This is a genomic window from Exiguobacterium sp. EF_C8 (genome assembly GCF_054956715.1).
Genome location: NZ_CM143264.1, coordinates 1,961,828 through 1,987,451 on the forward strand (window position 1 = coordinate 1,961,828; position 25,624 = coordinate 1,987,451).

Sequence of the window (25,624 nt, forward strand, 5' to 3'; positions counted from 1 at the left end):
TTCATTCTTCCGAACGTTATCATAGCAAAAAAATGCGGTCAGGTGAATGGATTCATGCCCCTTCTTGAACTTTTCATTTGCATTTGATAACAGTGACGCAATACTAGCTCACGACTTCTGTCAGGAATCATTGTAAATTGGAATGCGAGTTCATACCGTTCTTCCCGTCGATCGATACGGACGAGCTCAGCAATAACATCTAAAGTACTCGAAATACCGTCACCAGTAGGTAGAATGAATGTCATCTCCACCTCTTCCTCTTTTTGAATCGGTAACTGATCCGACAAAATCATCATGCCACCAGCCGATAAGTCAAGCGTCACCGTCGTAAACGGATCAAATTGTGTTTTATGCGGATGAACGGCGACATCGAGCATTTGTGGTACTCGAACGAATTGACGTCGTTGGATGCGCTCGATTTGATCATCACTCGGTCGCTTTAAGGCGTACCGCTGACCACGAAGTGGATCATTTTGTCGTTCCACGACGACCGTATCAAACCCAAATAATTTACCTTTTTCTTTAAAGAAGTAAAAAGAAACTTCTTCGTGATCTGACAAGATGAACGTTTTTAATGTCGCGACCTCACTTGGCGCCTCGATCCAAATCAATCGATTCGTTACGGCTGTTACTTTTGACCGTCCTTGTCGATCTTCACTATTCGAAAGCATTACTAAATCCCCGATTTCCATCATCCTACTTCGCTCCTACTTTCTATTCGATGCCATCTGAATGTTGTTTTTTTCGTTTGAATCGACGATTCAAACGGTTGGCACCTCGTACTTGAAATAATCCGATCGTCCATAAAATGATCATGAAGACGATTGGCAAAACAGATATACCACCATTTTCCAATATTAACAAATTAAATAAGATATGTGCAAATACCGGAATCGTTATCGATAAGGACAACCACCGATACGGGTGAGGTGAGAATTTCGCCATTCCCATGAAGAAACCCATGATGACAGCAAACAAAGCATGACCGGATACCGGTAGTAACGCTCGGAATAGCATGTGTTCGACCGTTCCATTCACCATCAGATATAAGATGTTCTCAAGGGTAGCAAATCCAAGCGAGCACGCTACGGCATAGATGATCCCATCATAATAATCATTAAACCGTTGATGGATATACACGGTATAAAAGACGACGAACCATTTTGCAAACTCTTCTGTGACTGCTGTTCGAATCAATTGCACCTCTTCACGCCCACCAAACTCCGTTTGAACGATGTAGTCGATGAACATCAAGGGAAAAACGAGTAAAATTCCAAAAATGAAGCTTCGAAGGATATATCCAACGGGCTCTGATTCATGTTCGTGACGTAGATAAAAATAAGTTAGGAGTGCGATGCCTGGGGCAACTCCGGAGAAAACGATTTGAATCACGCTTCCTCTCCCCCTTTCTTCCTCTCCATAAGAATAAAGGTTTCTTGGAAAAAAGAAAACGTCCTCGTTGTTTCGGGAGGGAAAAAGGTTACAATATGGAAGAACTAATTGAATATGCTATAGAAAGTAGGTGAAGGTCTTTTGTCTTTTGACACAGACCATTTAGAATGAAATCATTATTATTAATTCATACGGGTGGAACGATTGCGATGGCGCAAGATCACTCTGGTCACGTCTTACCGAATGACATCAATCCACTGGATGCTTCACTACCTCGAGCGACGGATATCGCAAACATCACAACGCGTCATTTTTCAAATTTACCTTCTCCACATATGACGCCCGACATCATGCTACGTTTGGCACACTTCATCGAAAGTGAACTTGCTAAGGAACACTACGATGGAGTCGTCATCACCCATGGGACAGATACACTTGAAGAGACCGCTTATTTCTTACATTTGACAATTGGTGCACCTGTTCCGATTGTTTTGACTGGAGCCATGCGTTCATCCAACGAAGTCGGATCGGATGGCGAGTTTAATTTGATCACGGCACTCCGTGTCGCAGTCAGTGAAGCAGCGCGTGAAAAAGGTGTTCTCGTCGTCTTTAATGGTGAGATTCATTCGGCATTCAACGTCACGAAAACGCATACGTCATCCGTCGATACGTTTAAATCGGTTCACTTCGGAAATCTTGGCATGGTGACGAAAGATCACGTTTACCTATTCAACACGCCACTTCTGAAGCAAACACATATGGTAACCTCGCTCTCTAAACGTGTTGCTGTTTTGAAAGTATATGCCGGAATGGAACCAGATTTATTACTAGCCGTGAAACAACTCGGTTACGATGGACTCGTACTTGAAGTTCTCGGTCAAGGGAACGTCCCTCCGAGTATCGTCGATGCCATTGCCGAATTGATCGCAGTCATGCCGATCGTCATCGTTAGTCGATGCTTCAATGGAATCGTGCAAGATGTTTATGGATATACAGGTGGCGGTCAACAGTTAAAAGAGATCGGTGTCATTTTCTCAAATGGACTGAACTCACAAAAAGCACGACTTAAATTAATGATTGAACTCGAAATCAATGCGACCCAATCAGAACTCGAAGAGTCATTCAGGGTCGAATAAATGAAAAAACCTCTTGACTCGGAACTCATCATTCCGAATCAAGAGGTTTTTTTAGACGTGAATTGATAGACCACGTAATCGTTCGACGAGATGATTCGCGATGTTCGCGCCATGAAAACGTCCGTTTTCAATGAATATCTTATTGGCATCGTATCCTGCTGCAACGACGCCGGCAATATAAATCCCAGGAACATTCGACTCCATCGTCTCTTCATCATGACTCGGAACACCTGTCTTGCGATCGATCGCGATACCAGCATCAGCGAACAAGCCGACGTCTGGTGTATAACCCGTCATCGCAAATACGAAATCTGCTCGGACAGTCCGCTTGTCTCCCTCCACTCGGTAAACGACTTCTTGGTCCGTGATTTCCTCGATCATCGCGTCAAACACCATCTTGACCTTTTCCGAACGAACGAGTGATTCGAAGTTCGGCAAGACCCATGGTTTGATCGATGGACTATACTCGGGTCCACGATAAAGTACAGTTACGCGTGCTCCTGCTTTTTCAAGCTCGATTGCTGCATCAACACTTGAATTCTTCCCACCGATGACGACGACATCCTGATCAAAGTATGGATGCCCTTCCGTAAAATAGTGCGATACGTGGGGTAACGTTTCTCCTGGGACGTCCATTCGGTTCGGTAACCCATAATAACCTGTCGCAAGCACAACAGATCGTGCTTCTCGCTGTTTCTTCACTCCAGAGCGTTCTGAATGGATGATGAAGCGATCCGCCTGACGTTCAATGTGCTCGACCGTCTCAAATGGACGAATCGTCAACTGCTTTCGTTTGACGACTTCTCGATAATAGACGAGTGCATCGAGACGACGTGGTTTTAATTCCTTATTGATGAACGGCACGCCACCGATTTCTAATTTTTCACTACTTGAAAAGAACGTTTGATGCGTCGGATAACGATAGATCGCTTCAACGATATTTCCTTTTTCGAGCACTTCGACGTCTAGTCCTCGATCTTGCATTTCGATCGCTGCCGATAAACCACATGGTCCTGCACCGATTACGATACAATCTAACATTCGAATATCTCCTCTTCCGGTTGCTTTTTTTATATCTTAGCAAATCTCATCAAGAGACGAAAGAAATTGCAATAGGAAAACACCCGCTCCTCATCTAGAGGAACGGGTGGTACGTATTTTTAACGTTTAATTAGACCCAACCACGGAAACGGGATGCTTCTGCCATTTTCCGCACACCTACCATATAAGCGGCGAGACGCATATCGACATTTCGCGTCTGTGCTGTCTGATAGACTTGATTGAATGAGTTCACGAGGACCTTTTCGAGTTTCTCGTGGACTTCCTCTTCCGTCCAGTAATACCCCTGATTATTCTGTACCCATTCGAAGTAAGAAACCGTTACGCCACCACTCGAAGCAAGAACATCCGGAACGATCAAAATGTCACGTTCTGCAAGAATTTTCGTCGCTTCGTTCGTCGTTGGACCGTTTGCTGCTTCTACGACGATCGCTGCGTGGATATCATGTGCATTGTCTTCTGTAATTTGATTCTCGATTGCCGCAGGAACAAGAATATCACATTCGAGTTCAAGCAATTCTTTATTCGAGATCGTATTTTTGAACAATGTCGTAACCGTTCCGAATGAGTCGCGACGGTCCAGTAGATATGGGATGTCGAGTCCGTTCGGATCATGAAGTGCACCGTAAGCATCACTGATGGCGATGACTTTTGCACCTAAGTCATACATGAACTTCGACAAGAAGCTACCTGCGTTCCCGAACCCTTGAACGACGACGCGTGCTCCTTCAAGTGTAATGCCTTTTTTTGCTGCCGCTTCTCGGATCATGATTGCGACACCTTTCGCCGTTGCTGTTTCACGACCGTGTGAGCCACCAAGAACGAGCGGTTTTCCTGTGATGAAACCAGGAGAGTTAAATTCATCGATCCGGCTGTACTCATCCATCATCCAAGCCATGATTTGTGAGTTCGTGAAGACGTCAGGTGCTGGAATATCCTTTGTCGGTCCAACGATCTGACTGATGGCACGGACATATCCACGGCTGAGACGTTCGATTTCGCGGAAGCTCATCTCACGTGGATCACAAATGATCCCGCCTTTCCCGCCGCCATATGGTAAATCAACGATACCTGCCTTCAGACTCATCCAGACGGATAATGCTTTGACTTCGACTTCCGTCACGTTTGGGTGGAAACGAATTCCCCCTTTTGTCGGTCCAACAGCATCGTTATGTTGCGCACGATATCCTGTGAAGATTTTCGTCGAACCATCATCCATTCGCACCGGAATCCGGACTGTCAACATCCGGAGTGGTTCTTTAAGTAATTCATACATTTCGTCTGGATACCCTAATTTCCCTAGTGCTTCCTTGACGATTTCTTGTGTTGCTTCCAGTACGTTCTTGCGATGATTCGCATGTTGTTGGTCAGTAATCATTCCAACGTTCCTCCCCATAAGTGGCATCCCCTATGCCGTTTCCTTGTTCGGATAAAGTATACTCTTTTCTCGAACGTAATGAAAGGGGTTACGCCCATATTTGTAAGCGCTTTCTCACTTCTTTTCCTAGGATATCAATGATTGGATTACTTGATTTGGGCGTGGCGTTCAATCGCTAATTCCATGAAATACTCGACCAATTCCGGATATTCGATACCAACTGCTCGTGCTCCGTCCGGGAATAAACTCGTTGATGTCATACCTGGCAATGTATTCGTCTCTAAAATAACTGGATTTCCGGACTCAGGAACAAGGAAATCTGACCGGGAATACCCAGCACAACCCAGTACTTGATGTGCTTTGACGGCCCACTCCTGAAGTATTGCTGTCGTCGTCTCATCTAGTTCGGCAGGGCAGATATGCTCTGAACCTCCTATTGCATATTTCGATTCGTAATCATAAAAGGCATTCTTCGGAATGATCTCGATGACCGGTAATGCTTTTTCTGCACCTTTATGACCAACGACTGGAACCGTCACTTCGCGTCCTTTAATGAATTGTTCGACGAGAACCGCATCATCGGCTTCGAACGCTTTTGCAATCCCCTCACGTAACATCGTCTCGTCTTGTGCGATTGTCAATCCATTCGATGAACCTTCTTGTGCTGGTTTAACGACACAAGGGAATTGACCATTCCATTCTGCGATTTTCGCCTCGACATCATCTTCACGCTCTAATAATACATCACGTGCAATCGTGATACCCGCTTTATCAAAGTGAACTTTTGAACGTGCCTTATCCATCGCAAGTGCTGACGCTAACACACCTGAACCTGTGTATGGAATATTCGCAAGTTCAAGTAACGCCTGCACGCGTCCATCTTCACCAATTTTCCCATGAAGAGCGATGACAGCCACATCTACATCCAGCTGGAAGAGTTCATGTGCTCGATCAGGATGGAAATCAACAGCCGTGACTTCATGTCCTTTACTGTTTAACGCTTCCATGATTGATTTTCCACTGTTTAATGAAACCTCCCGTTCACCTGAAGTCCCACCATATAACACTGCCACTTTCATCCTACTTCACTCCTTCTTCTTACGTTCAATGATTATCATACCATCCTTCTGACCACGAAAAAATACAAAATGGTGCCACTTCTGGTAGAAGATAAAAAGGTGCGACATTGCCTGACGAGGCAATGTCGCACCTGATGTTCTAAATGTGGAATTGTTCCGCAATCGTGGCAATGGCTTGTTTCGATTGAATCGTTTTTCCGTACTCTGACATGACGAGCGGACTTTTCGGGCTCGGTTCCCCGTATTCTGACAAAATCGTCGTCACCGTACGCTCGAGCGCGTCATTCATTCGTTCCTGGAAATAGAGATAATAGCTGCCTTCGAAGAAATAAAGACTACCGCCTGTCTCCGTGTACGACATATGTCGTAATAACCCATGGCTCGCTTGAATGACATCTTCGAGCGAATTCAAGGCATACAAGACATGATGGACGATGTCGACCGTCATGCGAATTTCGACTTGATCAAATTCGTCATTTATCTCTTCCGGTAAATCACCTTCACGACGCACATCAACGAGCATGCCGTCATTCGGAAAGAATGTGACGAAAAATTCGAGTGTTCCTGCTGCCTGAAAACCAAAATTCGATTCAGCTTCCTCTAATAAATTGCGCAATAGAGCTTGTCCCTTCCCAACGGCCAACGTTTCTGGTCGGACATCGTGAAGTGATAACTCTTGCTTCGTAATAAAGACACGAAGGTGTCCTTGTTTCATTTGTTCAAACCTCATATAGACTCCTCCAGTCAAGACCGGAAACATAGGTGTCTCCGTTCGCTATGAACCATACTATACACCAGATACCGGAGTGAGTCGACTTAACCAACTTTTCCACGATTGATCGTCCGCACCAAGTAAGTGTGGTCCGTATCGTTCCGGAAGCTGATCGACCGCGTATCCTCCAAGTCCAATTTCAAGATTCGGAAAATCAGCCATCAAACAGTCTAATGCTTCATCAAGCAATGGTAAATGATCGGATAACGTGCACGATAAGATGACAGCTTTCGGTTGCAATTGATGTGTCACGGCTACTAAGTCCGGCACCGGAATACCAGAACCGAGGAAAATCACATCAAAACCCGATTGCCGCAAGTAGAGTGTGAAGAAGAGTAGTCCGAGCTCATGTTCTTCTTCTGGTGCACAGACACAAACGATTCGCGGCAAGAACGGATTGATCGGCATCTGTAGTGATAACGTCGAAAGACGGGCTCTTAAGAAAGCTGTTGCAAAATGTTCATGCGCAATTGTAATCTCTCCTGACTCCCATTTCAGTCCGATTTCATGTAAGAGTGGACCAACGATATCTTGAATGACTTTATCGAAACTAAACATCGAGAACGCTTTATTCATGATGTCATGCGCGTGTCGTTCTTCGAAGTTCGTCAATGCACGGAATAACTGATCTCGTAGTTCGACTCCGTAATCATGGGGCACTTCAGCTCGATTGACAGGCATCTCATATAATTGAATTGCCTTTGAAACCGACAATCCTTCTTTTTGTTTATCGACGATCCAACGCAATTTCGCAACGTCACTATCACTATAAATGCGATGCCCGGATTCACTTCGATCCGGATCAAGCACTTGATATCTCCGCTCCCAAGCACGAATGGTCGTCGGGTTGAGTCCCACCAACGCAGCGACTGCTTTGATATTGTATTTCCCACGATCCATGCATCGTGCCTCCTTCCCCTTCCTTTCTAGTATACGCTGAAAGGAAAAAAATCTCCGTTCACAATGTGCCTTTACATCATGAAACCGATGGAGACGAAGGCGATGATGATCGTGATCATGAGTACCGTTAGCGTGATTGCTAGCGGATTTTTTCGAAATGGTTGCTTCAGTCGTTCATTTCGAACGTGTTCGATTCGCGAGGAACGTGGTGGTAAGAGTTGCTCCTCTTCGTTCTGATGTAACCGCCGTTGATCTTGTTTACTCAATGTTCATCACCTTTTCTTGAAAAAAATAAGGATATTTTCTAGTTTACACCGAATCTAGTGACGAAAAAAAGACTTGTTCTAAACGCTTTTTCCAATTTACCGTTTGAAGCACCTTACTCTTCACGGGATCCTGCCATTCGATCGTACCGCATATATCACAACAACGTGGCTGAACGATTGCCGGTTCATCAAAATGATGCAATAACATCTTACGGCGACATTCATTCCGGTGAATATAGTCCATCATCTGGCTGACTTCTCGTCCTTTGAGCTGTTTTCGTTCCACCTGCCATTGCATGATACGTTCCTTCGACCAGCCATTCTCAAGTTGCGATTTCAGTAACCGATATGCTGGATCTTCCGGATTGAGGTGTAGACGAGTCTCGATTTTCGCGTAGGACTCACCTCTTCTCACCCCTTGTTGTAACTGATCAATCCAAAGGACAGGCGCATATTGTGTCTCAATCAGAAAGGTTTGTAATTGTTCATCCTGAGGAGCATAAAGCAAGATCGCCGTCGCCTCTTTTCCGTCCCGACCGGCACGTCCGATTTCCTGCATATAAGCTTCAAGCGTCGCCGGCATCGTATGATGGATAACTGTACGAACGTTTCCTTTATCAACACCCATTCCAAATGCGCTCGTACAAACGAGACAGTCCATTTCATCATGAAGAAACTGTTGTTGAACAAGCTGACGGTCTTCCATCGTTAATCCGGCATGATAGTAGGTTGCCCCTTCAATGATTCCTGCAATCCGTTCCGCTTCTTTACGCGTTGTCGTATAGATGACACATGGACGAACGATACGTGTCATCCAACGGTCGAGTGCTGCGTCTTTTTCTTCTCGATCGACGCGATCCACGATGTATTGGATTTCCGGTCGATTGACGGAACGACGGATGACATGCGGTTCTCGCATCTGCAATTGTATTCGGATATCTCGTTCGACAGCTTGAGTCGCTGTTGCGGTTAAGGCGAGGCACTGCGGAAAACCTAGTTCCCGGCGAATTTGCCCAAGTCTTGCATACTCAGGTCGAAACTCGTGTCCCCATTGCGAGATACAGTGGGCTTCATCGACGACGAATAGCGCGATGTCGACCTGTTTCAGACGAGCCCGTATTTGTGGTAACGCGAGTTGTTCCGGTGATAAGTAGAGATACCGTAGATGTTCGAGTACGGATAAGATTTGCTCTTTTTCTTCTCGCGTCTCAACAGATGTTAATTTTGCTACAGAACGTTCTCCCCGACGTTTAATTTGCATGACTTGATCCTCAATCAAAGAGAGCAGCGGAGACAAAATCAATGTCAGTCCCTCTCCTTTTACATACGAAGGAAACTGATAACAAACAGACTTTCCTCCACCTGTCGGTAAAATTGCTAACGTATCTGTTCCATTCAGGATGGATTCGATGATTTGGCGTTGTCCAGGTCGAAACGCTTCATAACCGAAATGTCGATGCAATAACGCTTCCATTAACTTCCCTCCCATTTACTACGAGCTAAGACCAATCGAATTTGAAAATAGGATACGTCTGATTGCATCGCGCTTTTGATTCGCTTGAGCGCATAAGTTTTGAGTTGTTGTGCGATATGTCGAATTTCTTCTTGTTGAGTCGTATCAACGAAATGATCTAACGGAAAAGTGGGTGCATACATTGCAATTTCAACAAGATGATCTTCCATCGTGCTATTTTTTAGACGTCTTCTGACCGCAACATCTTCAACAGTGAGTCCTTGTTGCAATAATTCCCAAGTCGTTTGAGCAGACTGCGTCATCTTCGGAGTGTGGAGACTGGCTCCGATTTGTTGAATAAGCGGTGTACTTTTTAAGTCATTGATGCATCTTCGCCAAGCTATGATAAATTCGAACTGGACCGTCTCGACATCTACCTTCATCATTCGTGCCAATTGAGGATATGACCATCCCGTTTGCACACCTGATAATCGATGACTGATCAATGTCGCATCTCGTTCCGGTAAGCGCTCAAGGAGGAGCGTCAATTCTTGATACATCTGCGCTAACCAATCTGCTCGATTCGAGATGGTCGGAAGAACACTCTTGACCCACTCCCGAACGATCGTCTCTTGTTGCACGGGAATGAATGGTTGTTGCGCTTCTAGACAAATTACCGTTTGAACGAGAAGACTGAGCCGTTTCCACATCATTTCAGCATATCCCCGAAGTTCACCACCAAGTTGATCAATGATTACTCCATCCGTTTGTCCTACTAGTCGAGCGCCTTCGCTCGTCAGTCGAAGTGTCTCTTGCCGTTCGATCCACTTTTTCTGAGCGAGTTCCGTTAAAACCGACTCGAATCGCTGTTTACTGACTAATACGGTACCGAACGTCGACTCTAAATCATAAAAATGAGCATCTTGAAGAGAAGTTGCTGACTTCTTCCCTTGAAAAACATGATAAAGACTCCGGTCCGAACGTTCGTCTCGAAGACGCTGAATCGATTCTAGAAAAATGCGCTCTAGTAATGAAATTTCCATCTGCCACGCTCCTTTCTGATATATAGTGTTTATCGATTTGAAGATGATACCTCATCCATTTTCTTTTCGTTACGTTTTAGACATACTGTTTGCGGGCATGTGATGATATATACATTTTCTGTTATCACTTACGCTTCGTCATTGAAATGCAACGATGAGTCCGATACAATGACATATAGATGAGAACAGCGTGTTTCAATAATGTTTTCGTATAGAGAGGAGACCGTTCAATGGCTAAATTTACGATTGTCGACAAAGATACTTGCATCGCTTGTGGTGCTTGTGGAGCAGCGGCACCAGATATCTATGATTATGATGATGAGGGTTTGGCATATGTCATTCTTGATGATAACAATGGTACTGCCGAAATTCCAGAAGCATTATTCGACGATATGATTGATGCATTTGAAGGATGCCCGACGGATTCAATCAAAGTAGCAGATGAATCGTTCGAAGGCGATGCGTTAAAATTCGAATAAGTGAATAAAAAAAGATGTTTCCTTGCGAAACATCTTTTTTTGTTGGTCTTTTATTCACGCGATATATCTATCAATCATTAAAAAAACCGGGTGTCGCCATTTGGCAACATCCGGTTTCTAAGTGGTAAAAAATTTAGCGTTTTCCTTTGATATATGGTACACCAACAGCTTTTGGTGCATCCGCCCGACCAACGACACCAGCGAGTGCTAGGATCGTCAAGAGATACGGTGCAATCAATAGATACACTTGCGGAATTTGATCGAGTAACGGCAATTGCTGACCGATGATTGAAATCGCTTGAGCGAATCCGAAGAATAGTGCAGCACCCATAGCCCCGAGTGGATTCCATTTTCCGAAGATCATCGCCGCAATCGCGAGGAACCCTTGACCGAGGATCGTCGTGACACTGAAGTTCAGTGAGATCGATGTCGCATAAACAGCACCAGCAAGACCACCGAAACCACCAGAGATCATGACACCGATGAAACGCATCTTCGTGACGTTGATTCCCATTGTATCTGCCGCCATCGGATGTTCCCCGACAGAACGTAAACGAAGACCAAATGGCGTCTTGAAAATGATGTACCACGCGACGAAGGCAAGGATGATCGCGATATACGATGTGTAGTAGACGTTCGCGAAGAACATCTTCAGCACAGGAATATCAGACAAGAATGGCACGTTCTCTTTTGAGATTCGGTTTGGAATCGAATCCGTTTGTCCTTTTTTGTAAAGCGCCCGGACGAGGAAGATGGCAAGACCGACTGCAAGCAAGTTGATCGCAACTCCAAGAACCGTTTGATCAGCCCGGAAAAGGATTGCCGGAATCGCAAGGAAGAGCGAGAAAACTGCTCCGACGACAATCGCAATGAGCATCGCAAGCCAAGGACTCGCAGCACCCAAGCCCATTTTTGATAGCGTCAATGCCGTGACGACACCCGTGAAGGCACCCATGACCATTAAACCTTCTAGAGCGATGTTAACGACGCCAGAACGCTCACTGAAAATGCCGCCAAGTGCTGCAATGATCAACGGAGCCGAATAGGCAAGTGCGATTGGCACGATGATATAAAGTACTTCAAGAAAGCCCATTACTGACCGGCTCCTTTCGCTTTTTTAGATTCTTTCTTAACTGCGAACTTCTCGATGACGAGACGAATCGCGTATCCAGAAGCCACGAAGATGATGATGAACGCAATGATAATTTTGATCAGTTCCGGTGGAATACCAATCTGTTGCATCGACAGACCACCGATATTGAGTCCTGCAAATAGCAATGCAGCGAGCACGACGCCGATCGGATTATTCGCACCTAACAAGGCAACCGCGATCCCGTCGAATCCAACACCAGTGAAGGACGCATTCAACGTCATGTTTTGGAACGTCCCAAGACCTTCCATCGCCCCAGCAAGACCAGCGAACACACCTGAGATGACGAACGATAAGATGATATTGCGGTTAACGCCCATCCCTGCATATTCAGCAGCATTCTTATTGAATCCAACAGCTCGAAGTTCATAACCGAGTGTTGTTTTCCAAAGAATAAACCAGAAGACGAGTGCAGCGATGATTGCGATGAAAATTCCGTTATGAAGACGTGAGAAATCCGTGATTTCTTGTAAAAACGGTGACGCAAGTGATGCTGATTCCTTGATTGTCTCCGTCCGCTCATTCGTAATGCCGATGACGTGACGTAAAATATCGTTCGTGACGTATAACGCGATATAGTTCATCATGATCGACGTGATGACTTCATGTACGTGGAATTTCGCTTTTAAGATACCAGGAATCGATGCCCAAAGCGCACCTGCTAAACCTGCTCCAATCAAAGCGAATGGTAAATGAACAACTGTCGGCAAATCAAACTTGATTCCAATCCAGACTGCAACCATCCAGCCGACGAGCACTTGACCTTCGACACCGATGTTAAAAAGTCCTGTCCGAAAAGCAAACGCGACAGCAAGACCCGCGAAGATCAATGGAGCCGCCGCACGCAATGTTTCACCGATGCTGTACGGTTCGCCAAAAATACCATAGAATAATTGATCAAACCCAGCAATCGGATCATACCCACCAATGAGCATGACGATTGCCCCGACGACCATTCCAAGCACGATGGAAAGAATCGGAATGAGGATGCCGTAAAAACGCTCTAACTTCATGAATGACCTACCTCCTCTTTCTTGCCGCCGGCCATCAGGAAGCCAAGCTCAATTTCGTTCGTTTCTTTCGGATCCAAGAAGGCCACTGTTTTTCCTTCATATAACACGGCAATCCGGTCAGAGACTTGCAGAATTTCTTCGAGTTCGAATGAAATCAACAAGACAGCACGACCTTTTTCGCGCTCAAGAACCAATTGTTCATGAATGAACTCGATTGCCCCAACATCCAGACCACGAGTCGGCTGAGCCGCAATCAGCAAATCTGGTGAACGATCGACTTCACGCGCGATGATCGCCTTCTGTTGGTTACCACCAGACAAGGCACGAGCGAACGTCTCTGGACTTGGAGTTCGGACGTCGAACTTCTCGATGAGCGTTTTGGCTTTTTCCATGACTTGTTTATAGTTCATGATGCCTGCTTTTGAGTACGGTTGTTTGTAGTACGTTTGTAAGACCATGTTATGTCCAATCGAATAATCAAGGACAAGTCCATGTTTATGTCGGTCTTGCGGGATATGACCGACACCTGATTCCGTTACTTTCCGTGGCTTCAGGTTTTTAATCGATTTGTTGTTGAGGAAGATTTCGCCACTGTCTGCTTTACGAAGACCTGTAATGGCTTCAATCAATTCCGTTTGTCCGTTTCCGTCGATTCCTGCAATTCCAACGATTTCTCCGGCACGAATGTCGAGATTCAATCCATCGACTGCTTTGATGCCACGACCGTCCTTGACGACTAGATTCTTGATATCGAGAACGAGTTCTTGTGGAGTTGCCTTGGAATACTCCGCATTAAAGTTGACTTCACGACCTACCATCATTTCAGCAAGACGCGACTGTGTCATCGTCTCATCAATATCGACCGTGCCGATATATTTACCACGGCGAATCGTCGTACAGCGATCAGCTACTTCCATGATTTCTTTCAGTTTATGCGTAATGAGGATAATCGACTTTCCTTCCGCAATCAAGCGATTCATGATTTGAATCAATTCTTTGATCTCTTGCGGTGTCAAAACAGCAGATGGTTCATCAAAGATCAAGATGTCTGCCCCACGGTACAACGTCTTCAAAATTTCAACACGTTGTTGCATTCCGACTGAAATATCCTCGATTTTTGCATCAGGATCAACAGCAAGACCATACTGTTCAGAAATCTGGCGTACCTTTTCACGCGCCGATGCACGATCAATCTTAATCCCTGTACGTGGCTCTGCACCTAAAATGATGTTTTCAGTAACAGTGAAATTTTGAACGAGCATGAAGTGTTGGTGCACCATGCCGATTCCAAGATCATTCGCGACGTTCGGACTCGTAATATTGACTTTTTCACCACGTACACGAATTTCTCCAGCCTCAGGCTGATACAAACCAAATAAGACGTTCATCAGCGTCGATTTTCCGGCACCGTTTTCACCAAGTAAAGCGTGAATCTCACCTTTCCGAAGCTGGAGCGTGATATTATCATTTGCGACGAAATTGCCAAACTCTTTTCTGATGTTCAGCATCTCAATGACGTATTCCAAGAAAATCCACTCCCATGTTTAGTTTAAAAGGGGAGTCGCAATGCTAGCGACCCCCGCTTTCATTATTATTTAAGTGACGCTTCGTACTCTTTATACTCGTCGTCAGTCGATGGAACTTTAATGTCACCATCGATGATTTGTTTTTTGTACTCTTCGACTTTGTCGAGTGCTTCTTTTGAGACGTTGTCTTTTGAAGGAGCGATATCGACACCGCCGTCTTTTAGACCGAACTCAACGACTTTACCTGCTGGGAAGTTGCCGTCCTTCGTGTCTTTCGCGACTTGCTCTACTGCTGTATCCACACGTTTGACCATTGATGTCAATGTGACGTTCTCTGGCATACCTTCTTCGACTTGGTCACGGTCTACACCGATAACCCAAACATCTTCACCGTTCTTTTTACGGTTTTTCGCTTCTGTGAATACCCCTTGTCCAGTACCACCAGCTGCGTGATAGATGACGTCGACTTTTTTACCGTACATACCTGAAGCGATTGCTTGTCCTTTTTCTGCAGCGTTGAAATCTTCTGCGTATTGAATTTCGATTTCCGCTTTCGGGTTAGCCGCTTTAACACCTGCTTTAAATCCGCTTTCGAACTTTTTGATCAAGTCCGAGTTGACACCACCGACAAATCCAACTTTATCCGTTTTCGTCGTTAGACCTGCAACGACACCAACGAGGAACGAACCTTCGTTTTCTTTGAAGACGATTGAAGCGACGTTTGGTTTATCGACGACTTGGTCAACGAGTGCGAAGTTGTTCTTTTTGAACTGATCCGCTACTTTACCGATATCTTCAGCCATCAAGAAACCAATCCCGAGAATTAAGTCGTATTTTGCACGTGCTAATTGCTGAAGGTTCGGTTGATAGTCTGATTGTTTTGCAGATTGGAGATATTTATAGCCAGTACCTTCTTTTAAGTCATTGTCTTTCCCGAACTTTTGGATACCTTCCCAAGCAGATTGGTTGAATGATTTATCATCCACGCCGCCTGTATCTGTAACCATACCTACTTTAAAGCCTTCTGATTTGCTGCCGCTACCTGAATCTTTCGAATCGTCGTTGCCACCACATGCTGCAAGGACGGAACTCATTGCTAAACCTGTTGCTGCTAATGCGAGAAGTGACTTCTTTTTCATCTGGAAAAATCCCCTTTCGAATATGGTCATACAAAGTTCAAGACTACGTCTAGCACCTGAGGCTGGCGATGAGGAGCGTTACGTAGGTTTTGACGGGAAGCGCTTTCAGTATTCATCCTAAAACAATGGCTCACACACGTTTACGGATGACGTGGAAATCGAACTTATCTGCTCGGAAATAGTTCGCTGAAAAAAGAACGGAACGGTCGAGCTCATCATAATGCGTCTGACGCAAAGCGAGCAGAGGTTGGTCCGTATGTAATTGTTCAGCGATTTTCGGATCAATACGCGGCTCGATATGCGTCACAGCATGTGTGACACGTCGTCCGAGTTCTTTTTCTAAAGCATCAAACAATGATGTCGAAGAGGTGAACTGCTCTTCATTTTTAATATAATGGCTTGGAATCTTATCGATACAATAGACGACAGGAACATCTCCTGCGAGTCGGATTCGTTCGATTCGATATACCAATTCATCCGGACCAAGTTGAAAGCGTTCTCGGTCGCGCTCAGTCGGTTGGACCATCTCGGATGATAGCACTTCTGAGGTCGGAATCATGCCTGCGCGCGCGATCATCTCTGTCACGCTGTATAACTCCTCGATACCAGAAGTAAACGGTGGTCTTGCATTGATAAACGTACCGACACCGTGTTTACGGATGACAATGTTCTCATCTTCAAGAATTCGTAATGCCTCTCGAAGAGTAGCTCGACTGACGCCAAGTTGCTTTGAAAGTTCAAACTCTGAAGGGAGCTTCTCGCCTTCCTTGTAAACGCCGTCATCGATGTCTGACTTGATTTTTTCAATCACACGTAAATAAAGCAAACGATGATCTAGTTTAATCGACATGACGCATCTCCATCCTCTATCTAGTTGTAACCAGTGCTCAGACTTCTGACGTATGAGAACTCCAGCCAAGATAAGTATATGACGCTTAACACAATCCTGCAATCATTTTGTAACAGGTTAGAAGTCTGACTTCTGGCGCTTTTGTAACCCTTTTCATAACGTAATCAATAATGGAAGAAAATAGGGCATTCTACCTAAGAATGCCCTTTATCTTTTCAACGCTTATTGCTCAGGTACTTCGATTTTCCCTGAAACGACAGCCGCTTTTGCTTTCTCAAGCGCAGTCATCGTCTTCTTCGAGATTTTTTCAGATGGGACGATATCAACGCCGTCTTCCTTCAGACCATAACGAACCGTTTTACCACCTTCGAGTTTTCCATCTTTCGCTGCGTTAGCTGTATCTTCAACTGCGCGGTCGACACGTTTGATGACCGATGTTAACGTCACGTCTTCCGGCATACCTTCTTCTTTTTGATCACGGTCGACACCGATGACCGATACATCTTCTCCATTTTTCTTACGGTTCTTCGCTTCTGTGAAGACACCATTTCCTGTACCGCCTGCTGCTGGGAAGATGATATCCGCTCCTTTACCGTACATGCCGGCTGCGATGGCTTGACCTTTTTCAGGTGCTGCGAAGTCCTCTGCGTACTGAACATCGATTTTGATTTTTGGATTGACGGATTTCGCTCCAGCTTCGAAACCAGCTCGGAACCGTTCGATGACGTCCATTTTCATGCCACCGACGAAACCGATGTGATCTTTTTTCGTCTCCATAGCAGCAACGATCCCTGCAAGATACGCCCCTTCATTTTCCTTAAATGTGATCGATGTGACGTTTTTCCCTTCAACGACATTATCAACGATTGCAAATTGTGTATCCTTGAATTGATCTGCTACGGTTTTAACATCTTCATTGAATGTATTCCCGATACCGAAAACGAGATCTTCTCCACCACGTGCAAGACGTGACAAGTTCGGTTGATAATCTTGTTGTGATTTAGACTGTAAATAAGAGAACCCTTCATTTTGCTTGAGTTTGTTATCTTTACCGTACGCTTGCAGACCTTCCCAAGCTGATTGGTTGAACGATTTATCATCGATTCCACCTTTATCCGCTACCATAGCGACAGAGAACTGATCTTTTTGGTCAGCTTTCTCACCTGAACCGCCGCAGGCTGCAAGTCCAACTGTTGCTACTGACATCATCGATACGATTACCTGTTTTTTCTTCATATCATCCATCTCCTCTGCATTTATGAGAGCGCTTTCATTATCTATTTGTGAAAAAGTCGCTCCCAGCCCTCATGTTGAAGGTCGGTCACTCATATGTCTGAGTATGCCAAAAAAAATATTGAAAATCAACAGACGTCTGACAACTATTTTCATGAAAGCGATTTTATTTTATTTTTGTCTTTTTTCCTTCCTTTCATTTCTAATTTTCTCATCTCATATACGACTCCTGTATCATATTTTTGAGCACATTATACGCTCATCCATATATATCCATTATTTTAATAAAAAAGAATCACGGTGGATACCGTGATTCTTGATTAACGTCCCATGACGCGGCGTGGTTTTGATCCTTCAGAAGGACCAATCAGACCATTTTCTTCTAGAGCATCAATCAACCGGGCAGCTCGGTTGTAGCCGATACGATACTTTCGTTGAATCATCGACGTCGATGCCGTCTCTTGGGTCAGAATGAACTGGACGACCTCATCATAGAGTGAGTCATCGACCTCTGTTTCACCTTCAGGTACATCTTTTGGAATCATCGCTTCAACATACTGCGCTTTTTGTTGACTGATGACATGATTGACAACCTTCTCGACTTCTTCGTCTGATAAGAACGCACCTTGTACACGGACGGGTTTGTTCATGCCGTTACCGAGCAACAACATATCCCCTCGTCCAAGCAATTTATCAGCGCCTCCCGTATCAAGGATCGTCCGTGAATCCGTCGCACTCGACACACTGAAGGCGATACGTGACGGAATATTCGCTTTGATGACACCAGTGATGATATCAACACTTGGTCGCTGGGTCGCGATAACCATGTGAATCCCAGCTGCTCGCGCCATTTGTGCAAGTCGCATGATTGCATCTTCAACTTCGTTTGACGCGACCATCATCAAGTCGGCTAACTCATCAACGATGACAACAATATACGGTAATCGTTGATGCACTTTTTCCTCTGCGTTCATCTTATCGATTAGTGCATTGTAGCCTTCGATGTTGCGCGCTCCGTTTTGACTGAAAATCTCATAACGACGTTCCATTTCCGAGACGACCTGTTTTAACGCCTGCGCCGCCTTTTTCGGATCGGTGACGACCGGTGCCAAAAGATGAGGAATACCGTTGTAGACGTTTAATTCGACCATTTTCGGGTCAATCATCATCAGGCGGACTTCATCCGGTCGAGCTCGCATCAAAATTGAGACGATCATCCCGTTAATGCAGACCGATTTACCGGAACCGGTCGAACCGGCAACTAAGACGTGTGGCATCTTATTCAGCTTTGCTGTCACCGTCTCACCAGAAATGCTTCGTCCGAGTGCGACGAGCAAACGATCATTGTCGGATTGAACGCTCTCCGCTCCTAACACTTCTCGAAGTGATACCATGGCGACTTCACGGTTTGGCACCTCGATTCCGACAGCCGCTTTACCAGGAATCGGTGCTTCGATTCGAATATCTTTCGCCGCTAACGCAAGCGCTAAATCATCGGCGAGTCCTGTGATCCGACTAAGCTTGATACCTTGTTTTGGTTCAATCTCATACTTCGTGACACTTGGTCCGAGATGAATCTTCAACACTTTCGCTCCGATCCCGAACGATTTTAAGGTCGCAATCAATTTCGTCGCATTATCCTTTAGTCGCTTATTCTCACCCGATAAGTCTTTGGACGTCGGCTCTGCTAATAAATCAAGCGACGGCAATTGATATCCGTCCGGTGTCTCCGTCATCGTCAGTGGTCCTTGTGTCTCCGCTGCTTGCGGTTCAACGTGATCCGTAAAGCCGATAATTGGAACGTCTTGAATGTTGACCGAAGGATCCTCTGCTTCTTGCTCTGTTTCGATTGGTTCCTCAACAGTTGCTGGTCGCAACGTCTTTGCTTTTTTCTCGCGGACCGGTTTCGGTGTCAGGTCTTTTTCGATCCGAGGACGAGGTGTCCGTTCACGATTACGAAATTCTTCTGCGCGTTCCCGCAGTCCAAGCCATAGCTCTCCATAAAATGAAGGGTGTAGTAGATGAACAGCTGCGCCGATGAAGAACAGACCAATCAAGAAGGCACCGCTACTTGAAATGTAATATGCTGCGTTTTGATAGAGCCATCCATTGAGAATACCACGCGGTGCTCCGAGCATTAGATCAATCCAGACGACTGAACCCATTAGTAGCATCGACCATGCCCATTTCTGAGCCCGTGACGCGTTCGATAGTAGCAAGAGTAGCACGGCACCTATCCCGCCGTATAATAAGGAACCGAACTGACCGATTAATCGTTCTCCTCCATCAGCTAGCGTCAGTCCGACTTTCCCGAATTCCCCAAATGCGAGAACGAAGGCAAGTAGTGAAACGATTGCGATGATGGTCGCATATGTACGATACGCAATCGGCTGACGTTGTTTCTTCGCTGCCGGTCGTTTCCGTGGCGGCGTTTTTTTTCGTACGGTTTTTCGTTTCGTCGTCGCCATACGTCATCCCTCCTGATAAAAAAACGGCTCAGTGGACCAGGTATTGGTCAATCTGAGCCGCTCGTTTGTTAAATCTCCATGATGATTGGAAGAATCATCGGGCGGCGTTTCGTCTGTTCATAGAGATAAGCACTGAGTTTATCTCGAATCAACGACTTCATCTCCGTCCAATCCAATTCTCCGTTTAATTTACCTTGTAGTTGTTTCGCGACGATTCGGTTCGCTTCATTGATCATATCTTCTGATTCACGCATATAGACGAATCCGCGAGAAATGATTTCGGGTCCCGAGACGATCGTTTTGTTTTTTCGGCTAATCGTAATGACACAGAGGACGACACCATCTTGTGACAACAAGCGACGATCACGAAGGACGATGTTTCCGACATCACCAACACCGATTCCGTCGATCAAGACGTTTCCGGCGTTCACTTTGCGTGACATCCGTGCTTTACGCTTCTCAAACTCAACGACATCCCCATTCTCGATGATGAAGATATTGTTCGCATTGACGCCAACCGTCTGTGCGAGACGACTGTGTGCCTTTTGCATCCGGAATTCTCCGTGAATCGGTAGGAAGAATTTCGGTTTGATCAAGTTGAGCATCAGCTTCAGATCTTCCGCATGACCGTGACCGGAAACGTGTACTTTCCGTTGGTTGTAGATAACATTCGCACCCGCACGGAATAAGAGATCGATCGTTTTCGAAACCGACTTCTCGTTACCTGGAATTGGGGAAGCCGCGACGACAACCGTATCATTCAAGCGAATATTGACTTGCTTGTGTGCGTTACGTGCCATTCGTGTCAAGGCTGCCATTGGCTCACCTTGAGATCCTGTCGTCAAGATGACGACTTGGTTATCATCGAGGCGATTGATGTCAGATAGATCAATCAATGTTTTCTGCTTGAAGCGTAAGTAATTCAAACGCTGTGCCACTTCAACGTTGTTGACCATGCTACGACCGACGACCGCTACTTTTCGATTATTCGCTTCTGCTGCTGCAAACACTTGTTGTAGACGATGAATGTTCGAAGCGAATGAAGCTACAATCACACGACCCGGTGCTTCATAAATGACGTCGTTCAATTCAGAACCGACAATCGATTCTGACCCAGACATCCCTGGTCGCTCTGCATTCGTCGAGTCAGACAGCAAGCACAGTACGCCCCGTTGACCAATCGCTGCAATTTTCCCGAAGTCTGCTTGTTTTCCATCGACTGGTGTGTAATCGAACTTGAAATCCCCCGTATGAACGATGGCACCTTGAGACGTTTGAATACAAACCCCAACTGCATCCGGAATCGAGTGGTTGACCCGGAAGAACGTAATAAAATGACCTGCAACGGTTAATTTCGTCTTGGCATCAATTGGACGAAGATCTGCCTTTTTCAATAAACCGGCTTCTTTTAATTTGTGTTCAATCAAACCGAGCGTCAAACGTGTTCCGTAAACAGGTACCTTCAAGTCACGCAAGACGTAACTGAGTGCCCCGATATGATCCTCGTGACCATGGGTAATGAAAATCCCTTGAATCCGCTCTTTGTTTTCTTTTAAATAACTGATGTCTGGAATGACTTTATCGATTCCAAGCATCTCATCTCCTGGGAACATTAACCCGGCATCGATGACGAAGATGTCCTCGTCGAGTTCGACGACGTACATGTTCTTACCGATCTCACCGGCGCCACCAAGAGCAAAGACGCTTACTTTTTCCGTCTTCTTCTTTGACACGATATGACCTCCTATAATTCATATTCACTTTTCGTGAGCCGTCCACTTATCACTATCACTATTCTAGCCGAATTTTCACAATCTGCCAACAATCGGACTAGGAAATCTAAAAAAAACGTCATTCCTGCCACATTACTCCAGGAATGACGTTAATCATGTATTCAACAAATCTTCGACTTCTTCTGTTCGTTTCGCTTTTTCCGAACGGCTTGGACGTTCACCAGCCTTCAGTTCGTCGAGCGAATACCCGAACGTCATCTCAAAATGAGGGTAATCGACGAATCGCTTCCAATCGCCTCCCCATTCAAAACCGAGTGCTTTCCCGATATCAGCGACTTCACGCCAATCACTTTTCCCTGACCGATTCCCATCATACTCAAGATCATACGAAATCTGTCCATTTACGAGTTGCACGAAATCAATTGCAAGTCCGTAGTTATGCATCGATTCACCGCCTCGTGCATTCGTGACGACTTCACCTGCCTCAGAACGCCCTTGTTCAAAAAGTGCGTTCTGTTGCTGGATCGAGCGGTACCCTTGCGTGATCTTGATATCGATATTGTAGCAAGAATGTGCAACACGGATCAGATCCTTTGCCCCTGCCTCGACAGCTGGATGGAGACGCTTCAGGTTCGCCTCGCTTGCATTGATCAAACGGTTTTCCCCTGCTACGTCTCGTGGGCAACTATCAATCCCGAGTTCCGGTTGGTCCATCAAAATCGTCGGCATCCGGTTCATGGATGCCGCAAGAAACAATCCAATCGCAAACATCGTCAATAAAAATACGATCCAACCGAAGATTGTTCCCCGTTTCATCAGCGGCGAAGCTTCTTCCGAAGTTTTTGTAGAATCGGTAACCCCGTCTCAAGCAACAGATAGAGCGGACGATTGAGTACATAATCAAACTCACCGATTTTTTCAATCATTCGGCTGCCCCACCCAGATTTAAAGGCATAGAGTCCCGCGTAATGATCATCCGGGTCGGTCGAACCACTGACTCCACCGAAGTCATAGGAGAGCGCACCATGTTCTTTCGCATATTGCATCATCGTCCATTGCATCAAATGGTTCGGCATGAATTCCCGGTACTCGTTCGATGAGGCTCCATATAAGTAATAGGAACGACGACCAGCAAGCGTCAAAAGACCACCAGACAGGATGACACCGTTTGGATGTTTGGCAGCAATCGTCATCAGTTCCGTTTTCGACTTTTCTGCTTTTTCGATTTGTGCTGTCGTCTGCTCCAAGCGATTGTTTAAGCTTTTTAGCTTCTTCTCGGCCGTCTCTTTCTCAAGCTGACGGTGAATCTTCGAGAGTTCCTTATCGGCTTGAAGTAATAAGGCTTCCGTATTCTCGAGAGCACGTACGACATCAAGTTTCGTCAAAAACAAGACCGCATCACCCTTTGGATGGAGATGATCATACAGATTCTCGAAATAATCCAGACCGCGGATCGAGAACCCATCCCGTTCGCCCGTCTCGACCATCAGCTTCGCGAATGTCTTGAGTCCTTCACGATCCGCTTGTTCGCATACGATCCCTTTGCGTTCAGCAAGACGGACGTTGTAGCGGAACTTCGAATGGAAACCGTCGAAGATCTCTTTTTCTGTTCCTTCAAGATTCGTCTCCATCGTAAAGCGTGGTTGCGCGTAGTCAAAACCGCCGCCAAAACCGTTATGTTTGAAGCCAAGTCCTTGCATCTCCTGTAACAGACCTGGATATTCTTCCCGCTCGACGTTCGGATCGAATTTAATCGCAATCGCCTTCTGTTGTTTTGCGACACGTATCGCTTCATCACGAAGAGCACGAAGTGCGTCCGTATCCGTATAATCGACGACGAAACCGCGCGGTGCATAACAAAGCGTGAACGGTAGCTTCGGTACTTTCTTAAACAAGAGCAGACCAACTCCGGCAATCTCACCAGAAGTTGTTCCGACCGCGATCCGTTCATGTGTCCATCCTGTCGCGCTTTTGACTTCTCCCCATGCTGGAAGCTGAAGTAAGTCGCCTTTTGGATGTGTTTTTACGAATGTTTCAAATTGATCTATGGTTACATCGATTGGTTGATAAGTCACTTCTGTTCCTCCATTTGCCGTATCATCTCTTTGACGATGACTTCCTCATCGAGAGGGATTTTCTCATCCCCAATGATTTGATATTTTTCATGACCTTTACCGGCTAAGATGACGATATTATCTGGTCGTGCGAGTCGTGCTGCATAACGCACGGCCTCTTCCCGATCACCGATTTCAACGAACTGATCGTGGGTCATCCCTTTGGCGATGCCGGATGTAATTGACTCATATGCTTCATATCGTGGATCATCCGTCGTGATGACGACGGTTCCTGCGTAGGTCGAAGCCAGTTCGCCCATCTTCGGTCGTTTCGTCACGTCGCGGTTTCCACCTGTCCCGATCAGGAAGACGATCTTTTCCTTCGGTACGTCAACGAGTGCTTTCAGACACTGTTCAATGCCGTCAGGAGTATGCGCGTAGTCGACATACACGTTATATCCTTCGATTGGTAAGCGTTGCATCCGACCTTTTGCCGGACGGATTGCTGAAATCGCTCCTGCAATCGTCGTTAGGTCGTATCCGCAAGACAAGAGGATCCCTGTCGCAAGCAACAGATTGTAGACGTTAAAGCGACCGATGAAATTCGCCGTGACGTCGACTTGTTCTTCTTTGTACATCATCGTGAACGTCGTTTGTTGAAGTGACTGTTCAATCGCCGTTGCTCGGAGGTCAGCTGCGTTGTCGATACCGTACGTCATGACACGAGCACCTGTCATCATTTCGTACAGTTCGCTCGTCGGATCATCGGCATTCAAGACCGCGACTTTCTCTGTCGACAGCCGTTGTCCGAGCTGTGCGAATAACAATCCTTTGGCACGCGCATAGTTCTCAAACGTTTTGTGAAAATCGAGGTGATCATGCGTCAGATTCGTGAATCCCGCAATGTCGTAATCGACACCCGTTACTCGACCAAGCTCTAGTCCATGCGAAGAGACTTCCATGATGACGTCTTGGACATCTTCTTTATGCATTTGATGCAAAAATGCTTGTAATTCGGAGCTTTGTGGTGTCGTATTGCGACTTGGTACGACGCGGTCACCAATCTTGACTTCGACCGTTCCGATGATACCCGTTTTCCGACCAAGGTGCGCTAATATATCACGGACAATCGTCGTCGTCGTCGTTTTCCCGTTCGTTCCTGTAATACCAATCATCCGCATCTTTTCAGAAGGATAATCATAGAATTTGCCAGCCAATTCGGCAATGGCACGTGATGTACTACGAACGAGAATGACAGGAATCGACACATTGACCGGTTGTTCCGCAACGATTGCGACCGCTCCTTGTGCTTCTGCCTGTTTGGCATAGTCGTGTCCATCAACAGTATACCCTTTGATGGCGACGAACAATGTTCCCGGTTTAACATCCCGTGAATCGGTCGTGATGGACGTGACGTCCACTTCTACCATTCGTTCGATTTTTTGCGTCTGTATGACTTGAATCAGTTCAGCTAAATTCAACGGTATTCCTTCTTTCTCGA

Annotated in this window: 23 protein-coding genes; 2 read left to right on the top strand and 21 right to left on the bottom strand. The window is 45.8% G+C overall.

Annotated features, from left to right (window positions below; translation table 11 throughout):
* Window positions 1–38: 38 nt before the first annotated feature.
* The gene (locus ACY2IG_RS10610) at window positions 39–695 is read right to left on the bottom strand and encodes a flagellar brake protein (protein WP_035407143.1); all 657 of its coding nucleotides are present in this window, start codon (window positions 693–695) and stop codon (window positions 39–41) included.
* 19 nt (window positions 696–714) lie between these two features.
* Window positions 715–1,392 carry a glutamic-type intramembrane protease PrsW gene (gene prsW / locus ACY2IG_RS10615; RefSeq protein ID WP_056062183.1) on the bottom strand — a complete coding sequence of 226 codons (678 nt, stop codon included), beginning with the start codon at window positions 1,390–1,392 and terminating at the stop codon, window positions 715–717.
* Between the two features lie 167 nt (window positions 1,393–1,559).
* Between prsW and ACY2IG_RS10620 the strand changes: the two genes are divergently transcribed.
* Window positions 1,560–2,528 (top strand): asparaginase, encoded by a 969-nt coding sequence (locus ACY2IG_RS10620; protein ID WP_056062186.1) that lies wholly within the window; start codon window positions 1,560–1,562, stop codon window positions 2,526–2,528.
* A gap of 51 nt (window positions 2,529–2,579) precedes the next feature.
* On the opposite strand, the gene ACY2IG_RS10625 is transcribed toward ACY2IG_RS10620, so the two are convergent.
* The 8 genes from ACY2IG_RS10625 to ACY2IG_RS10660 form a co-directional block, all read right to left on the bottom strand.
* Window positions 2,580–3,569, bottom strand: a complete 990-nt coding sequence (locus tag ACY2IG_RS10625) for a YpdA family putative bacillithiol disulfide reductase (RefSeq protein ID WP_056062188.1) — start codon at window positions 3,567–3,569, stop codon at window positions 2,580–2,582.
* Window positions 3,570–3,699: 130 nt separating this feature from the next.
* Window positions 3,700–4,965, bottom strand: coding sequence for a Glu/Leu/Phe/Val family dehydrogenase (locus ACY2IG_RS10630; protein WP_035407132.1), 1,266 nt, complete (start codon window positions 4,963–4,965; stop codon window positions 3,700–3,702).
* Window positions 4,966–5,111: 146 nt separating this feature from the next.
* On the bottom strand, window positions 5,112–6,044 hold the full coding sequence (locus tag ACY2IG_RS10635; RefSeq protein ID WP_056062191.1) for a D-alanine--D-alanine ligase: 933 nt from the start codon (window positions 6,042–6,044) through the stop codon (window positions 5,112–5,114).
* 139 nt (window positions 6,045–6,183) lie between these two features.
* A complete protein-coding gene (locus ACY2IG_RS10640) occupies window positions 6,184–6,774 on the bottom strand; it encodes an adaptor protein MecA (protein WP_462617912.1) in 591 nt (196 codons plus the stop codon).
* A 57-nt stretch (window positions 6,775–6,831) separates the two neighbouring features.
* Entirely contained in the window at window positions 6,832–7,716 is an 885-nt protein-coding gene (locus ACY2IG_RS10645) for a MerR family transcriptional regulator (RefSeq protein WP_035407123.1), read from the bottom strand.
* Window positions 7,717–7,787: 71 nt separating this feature from the next.
* Window positions 7,788–7,982: a hypothetical protein gene (locus ACY2IG_RS10650; protein ID WP_035407120.1), complete on the bottom strand. Its 195-nt coding sequence runs from the start codon at window positions 7,980–7,982 to the stop codon at window positions 7,788–7,790.
* Window positions 7,983–8,025: 43 nt separating this feature from the next.
* Complete coding sequence (locus ACY2IG_RS10655) at window positions 8,026–9,456, bottom strand: RecQ family ATP-dependent DNA helicase (protein WP_375091885.1); 1,431 nt, start codon at window positions 9,454–9,456, stop codon at window positions 8,026–8,028.
* Window positions 9,456–10,478, bottom strand: a complete 1,023-nt coding sequence (locus tag ACY2IG_RS10660) for a YpbB family protein (protein WP_462617913.1) — start codon at window positions 10,476–10,478, stop codon at window positions 9,456–9,458. Before ACY2IG_RS10660 ends, ACY2IG_RS10655 begins: the two co-directional genes overlap by 1 nt.
* A gap of 230 nt (window positions 10,479–10,708) precedes the next feature.
* Here ACY2IG_RS10660 and ACY2IG_RS10665 point away from each other — a divergent pair, with 230 nt between their 5' ends.
* Window positions 10,709–10,957, top strand: coding sequence for a ferredoxin (locus ACY2IG_RS10665; protein ID WP_029342027.1), 249 nt, complete (start codon window positions 10,709–10,711; stop codon window positions 10,955–10,957).
* Between the two features lie 133 nt (window positions 10,958–11,090).
* Here the strand turns inward: ACY2IG_RS10665 and ACY2IG_RS10670 are convergent, their stop codons facing one another.
* The 11 genes from ACY2IG_RS10670 to ACY2IG_RS10720 form a co-directional block, all read right to left on the bottom strand.
* The gene (locus ACY2IG_RS10670) at window positions 11,091–12,050 is read right to left on the bottom strand and encodes an ABC transporter permease (RefSeq protein ID WP_329468764.1); all 960 of its coding nucleotides are present in this window, start codon (window positions 12,048–12,050) and stop codon (window positions 11,091–11,093) included.
* The gene (locus ACY2IG_RS10675; RefSeq protein ID WP_462617914.1) at window positions 12,050–13,120 is read right to left on the bottom strand and encodes an ABC transporter permease; all 1,071 of its coding nucleotides are present in this window, start codon (window positions 13,118–13,120) and stop codon (window positions 12,050–12,052) included. The genes ACY2IG_RS10670 and ACY2IG_RS10675 overlap by 1 nt, the downstream gene beginning before the upstream one ends.
* Complete coding sequence (locus tag ACY2IG_RS10680; RefSeq protein WP_035407107.1) at window positions 13,117–14,646, bottom strand: ABC transporter ATP-binding protein; 1,530 nt, start codon at window positions 14,644–14,646, stop codon at window positions 13,117–13,119. The genes ACY2IG_RS10675 and ACY2IG_RS10680 overlap by 4 nt, the downstream gene beginning before the upstream one ends.
* A gap of 65 nt (window positions 14,647–14,711) precedes the next feature.
* Complete coding sequence (locus ACY2IG_RS10685; RefSeq protein ID WP_035407104.1) at window positions 14,712–15,785, bottom strand: BMP family lipoprotein; 1,074 nt, start codon at window positions 15,783–15,785, stop codon at window positions 14,712–14,714.
* Window positions 15,786–15,915: 130 nt separating this feature from the next.
* Window positions 15,916–16,635 carry a GntR family transcriptional regulator gene (locus tag ACY2IG_RS10690; RefSeq protein WP_035407101.1) on the bottom strand — a complete coding sequence of 240 codons (720 nt, stop codon included), beginning with the start codon at window positions 16,633–16,635 and terminating at the stop codon, window positions 15,916–15,918.
* A gap of 222 nt (window positions 16,636–16,857) precedes the next feature.
* Window positions 16,858–17,871, bottom strand: a complete 1,014-nt coding sequence (locus ACY2IG_RS10695; RefSeq protein WP_290751301.1) for a BMP family lipoprotein — start codon at window positions 17,869–17,871, stop codon at window positions 16,858–16,860.
* 317 nt (window positions 17,872–18,188) lie between these two features.
* Entirely contained in the window at window positions 18,189–20,336 is a 2,148-nt protein-coding gene (locus ACY2IG_RS10700; RefSeq protein ID WP_035407095.1) for a DNA translocase FtsK, read from the bottom strand.
* Window positions 20,337–20,404: 68 nt separating this feature from the next.
* Complete coding sequence (locus ACY2IG_RS10705) at window positions 20,405–22,069, bottom strand: ribonuclease J (protein ID WP_023468670.1); 1,665 nt, start codon at window positions 22,067–22,069, stop codon at window positions 20,405–20,407.
* 153 nt (window positions 22,070–22,222) lie between these two features.
* Complete coding sequence (locus tag ACY2IG_RS10710; protein WP_368915524.1) at window positions 22,223–22,885, bottom strand: M15 family metallopeptidase; 663 nt, start codon at window positions 22,883–22,885, stop codon at window positions 22,223–22,225.
* Window positions 22,885–24,144: a lipid II:glycine glycyltransferase FemX gene (locus ACY2IG_RS10715; protein ID WP_462617915.1), complete on the bottom strand. Its 1,260-nt coding sequence runs from the start codon at window positions 24,142–24,144 to the stop codon at window positions 22,885–22,887. Before ACY2IG_RS10715 ends, ACY2IG_RS10710 begins: the two co-directional genes overlap by 1 nt.
* Window positions 24,141–25,604 carry a UDP-N-acetylmuramoyl-L-alanyl-D-glutamate--2,6-diaminopimelate ligase gene (locus tag ACY2IG_RS10720; RefSeq protein WP_035407085.1) on the bottom strand — a complete coding sequence of 488 codons (1,464 nt, stop codon included), beginning with the start codon at window positions 25,602–25,604 and terminating at the stop codon, window positions 24,141–24,143. The genes ACY2IG_RS10715 and ACY2IG_RS10720 overlap by 4 nt, the downstream gene beginning before the upstream one ends.
* Window positions 25,605–25,624 lie beyond the last annotated feature (20 nt).

Coding starts and splice junctions, on each gene's coding strand:
- ACY2IG_RS10610 (WP_035407143.1), bottom strand. CDS start 695: ATGATGGAAATCGGGGATTTAGTAATGCTTTCGAATAGTGAAGATCGA.
- ACY2IG_RS10675 (WP_462617914.1), bottom strand. CDS start 13,120: ATGAAGTTAGAGCGTTTTTACGGCATCCTCATTCCGATTCTTTCCATC.
- ACY2IG_RS10685 (WP_035407104.1), bottom strand. CDS start 15,785: ATGAAAAAGAAGTCACTTCTCGCATTAGCAGCAACAGGTTTAGCAATG.
- ACY2IG_RS10645 (WP_035407123.1), bottom strand. CDS start 7,716: ATGGATCGTGGGAAATACAATATCAAAGCAGTCGCTGCGTTGGTGGGA.
- ACY2IG_RS10655 (WP_375091885.1), bottom strand. CDS start 9,456: ATGGAAGCGTTATTGCATCGACATTTCGGTTATGAAGCGTTTCGACCT.
- ACY2IG_RS10640 (WP_462617912.1), bottom strand. CDS start 6,774: ATGAGGTTTGAACAAATGAAACAAGGACACCTTCGTGTCTTTATTACG.
- ACY2IG_RS10620 (WP_056062186.1), top strand. CDS start 1,560: ATGAAATCATTATTATTAATTCATACGGGTGGAACGATTGCGATGGCG.
- ACY2IG_RS10625 (WP_056062188.1), bottom strand. CDS start 3,569: ATGTTAGATTGTATCGTAATCGGTGCAGGACCATGTGGTTTATCGGCA.
- ACY2IG_RS10635 (WP_056062191.1), bottom strand. CDS start 6,044: ATGAAAGTGGCAGTGTTATATGGTGGGACTTCAGGTGAACGGGAGGTT.
- ACY2IG_RS10700 (WP_035407095.1), bottom strand. CDS start 20,336: ATGGCGACGACGAAACGAAAAACCGTACGAAAAAAAACGCCGCCACGG.
- ACY2IG_RS10710 (WP_368915524.1), bottom strand. CDS start 22,885: ATGAAACGGGGAACAATCTTCGGTTGGATCGTATTTTTATTGACGATG.
- ACY2IG_RS10630 (WP_035407132.1), bottom strand. CDS start 4,965: ATGATTACTGACCAACAACATGCGAATCATCGCAAGAACGTACTGGAA.
- ACY2IG_RS10660 (WP_462617913.1), bottom strand. CDS start 10,478: ATGGAAATTTCATTACTAGAGCGCATTTTTCTAGAATCGATTCAGCGT.
- ACY2IG_RS10695 (WP_290751301.1), bottom strand. CDS start 17,871: ATGAAGAAAAAACAGGTAATCGTATCGATGATGTCAGTAGCAACAGTT.
- ACY2IG_RS10665 (WP_029342027.1), top strand. CDS start 10,709: ATGGCTAAATTTACGATTGTCGACAAAGATACTTGCATCGCTTGTGGT.
- ACY2IG_RS10670 (WP_329468764.1), bottom strand. CDS start 12,050: ATGGGCTTTCTTGAAGTACTTTATATCATCGTGCCAATCGCACTTGCC.
- ACY2IG_RS10690 (WP_035407101.1), bottom strand. CDS start 16,635: ATGTCGATTAAACTAGATCATCGTTTGCTTTATTTACGTGTGATTGAA.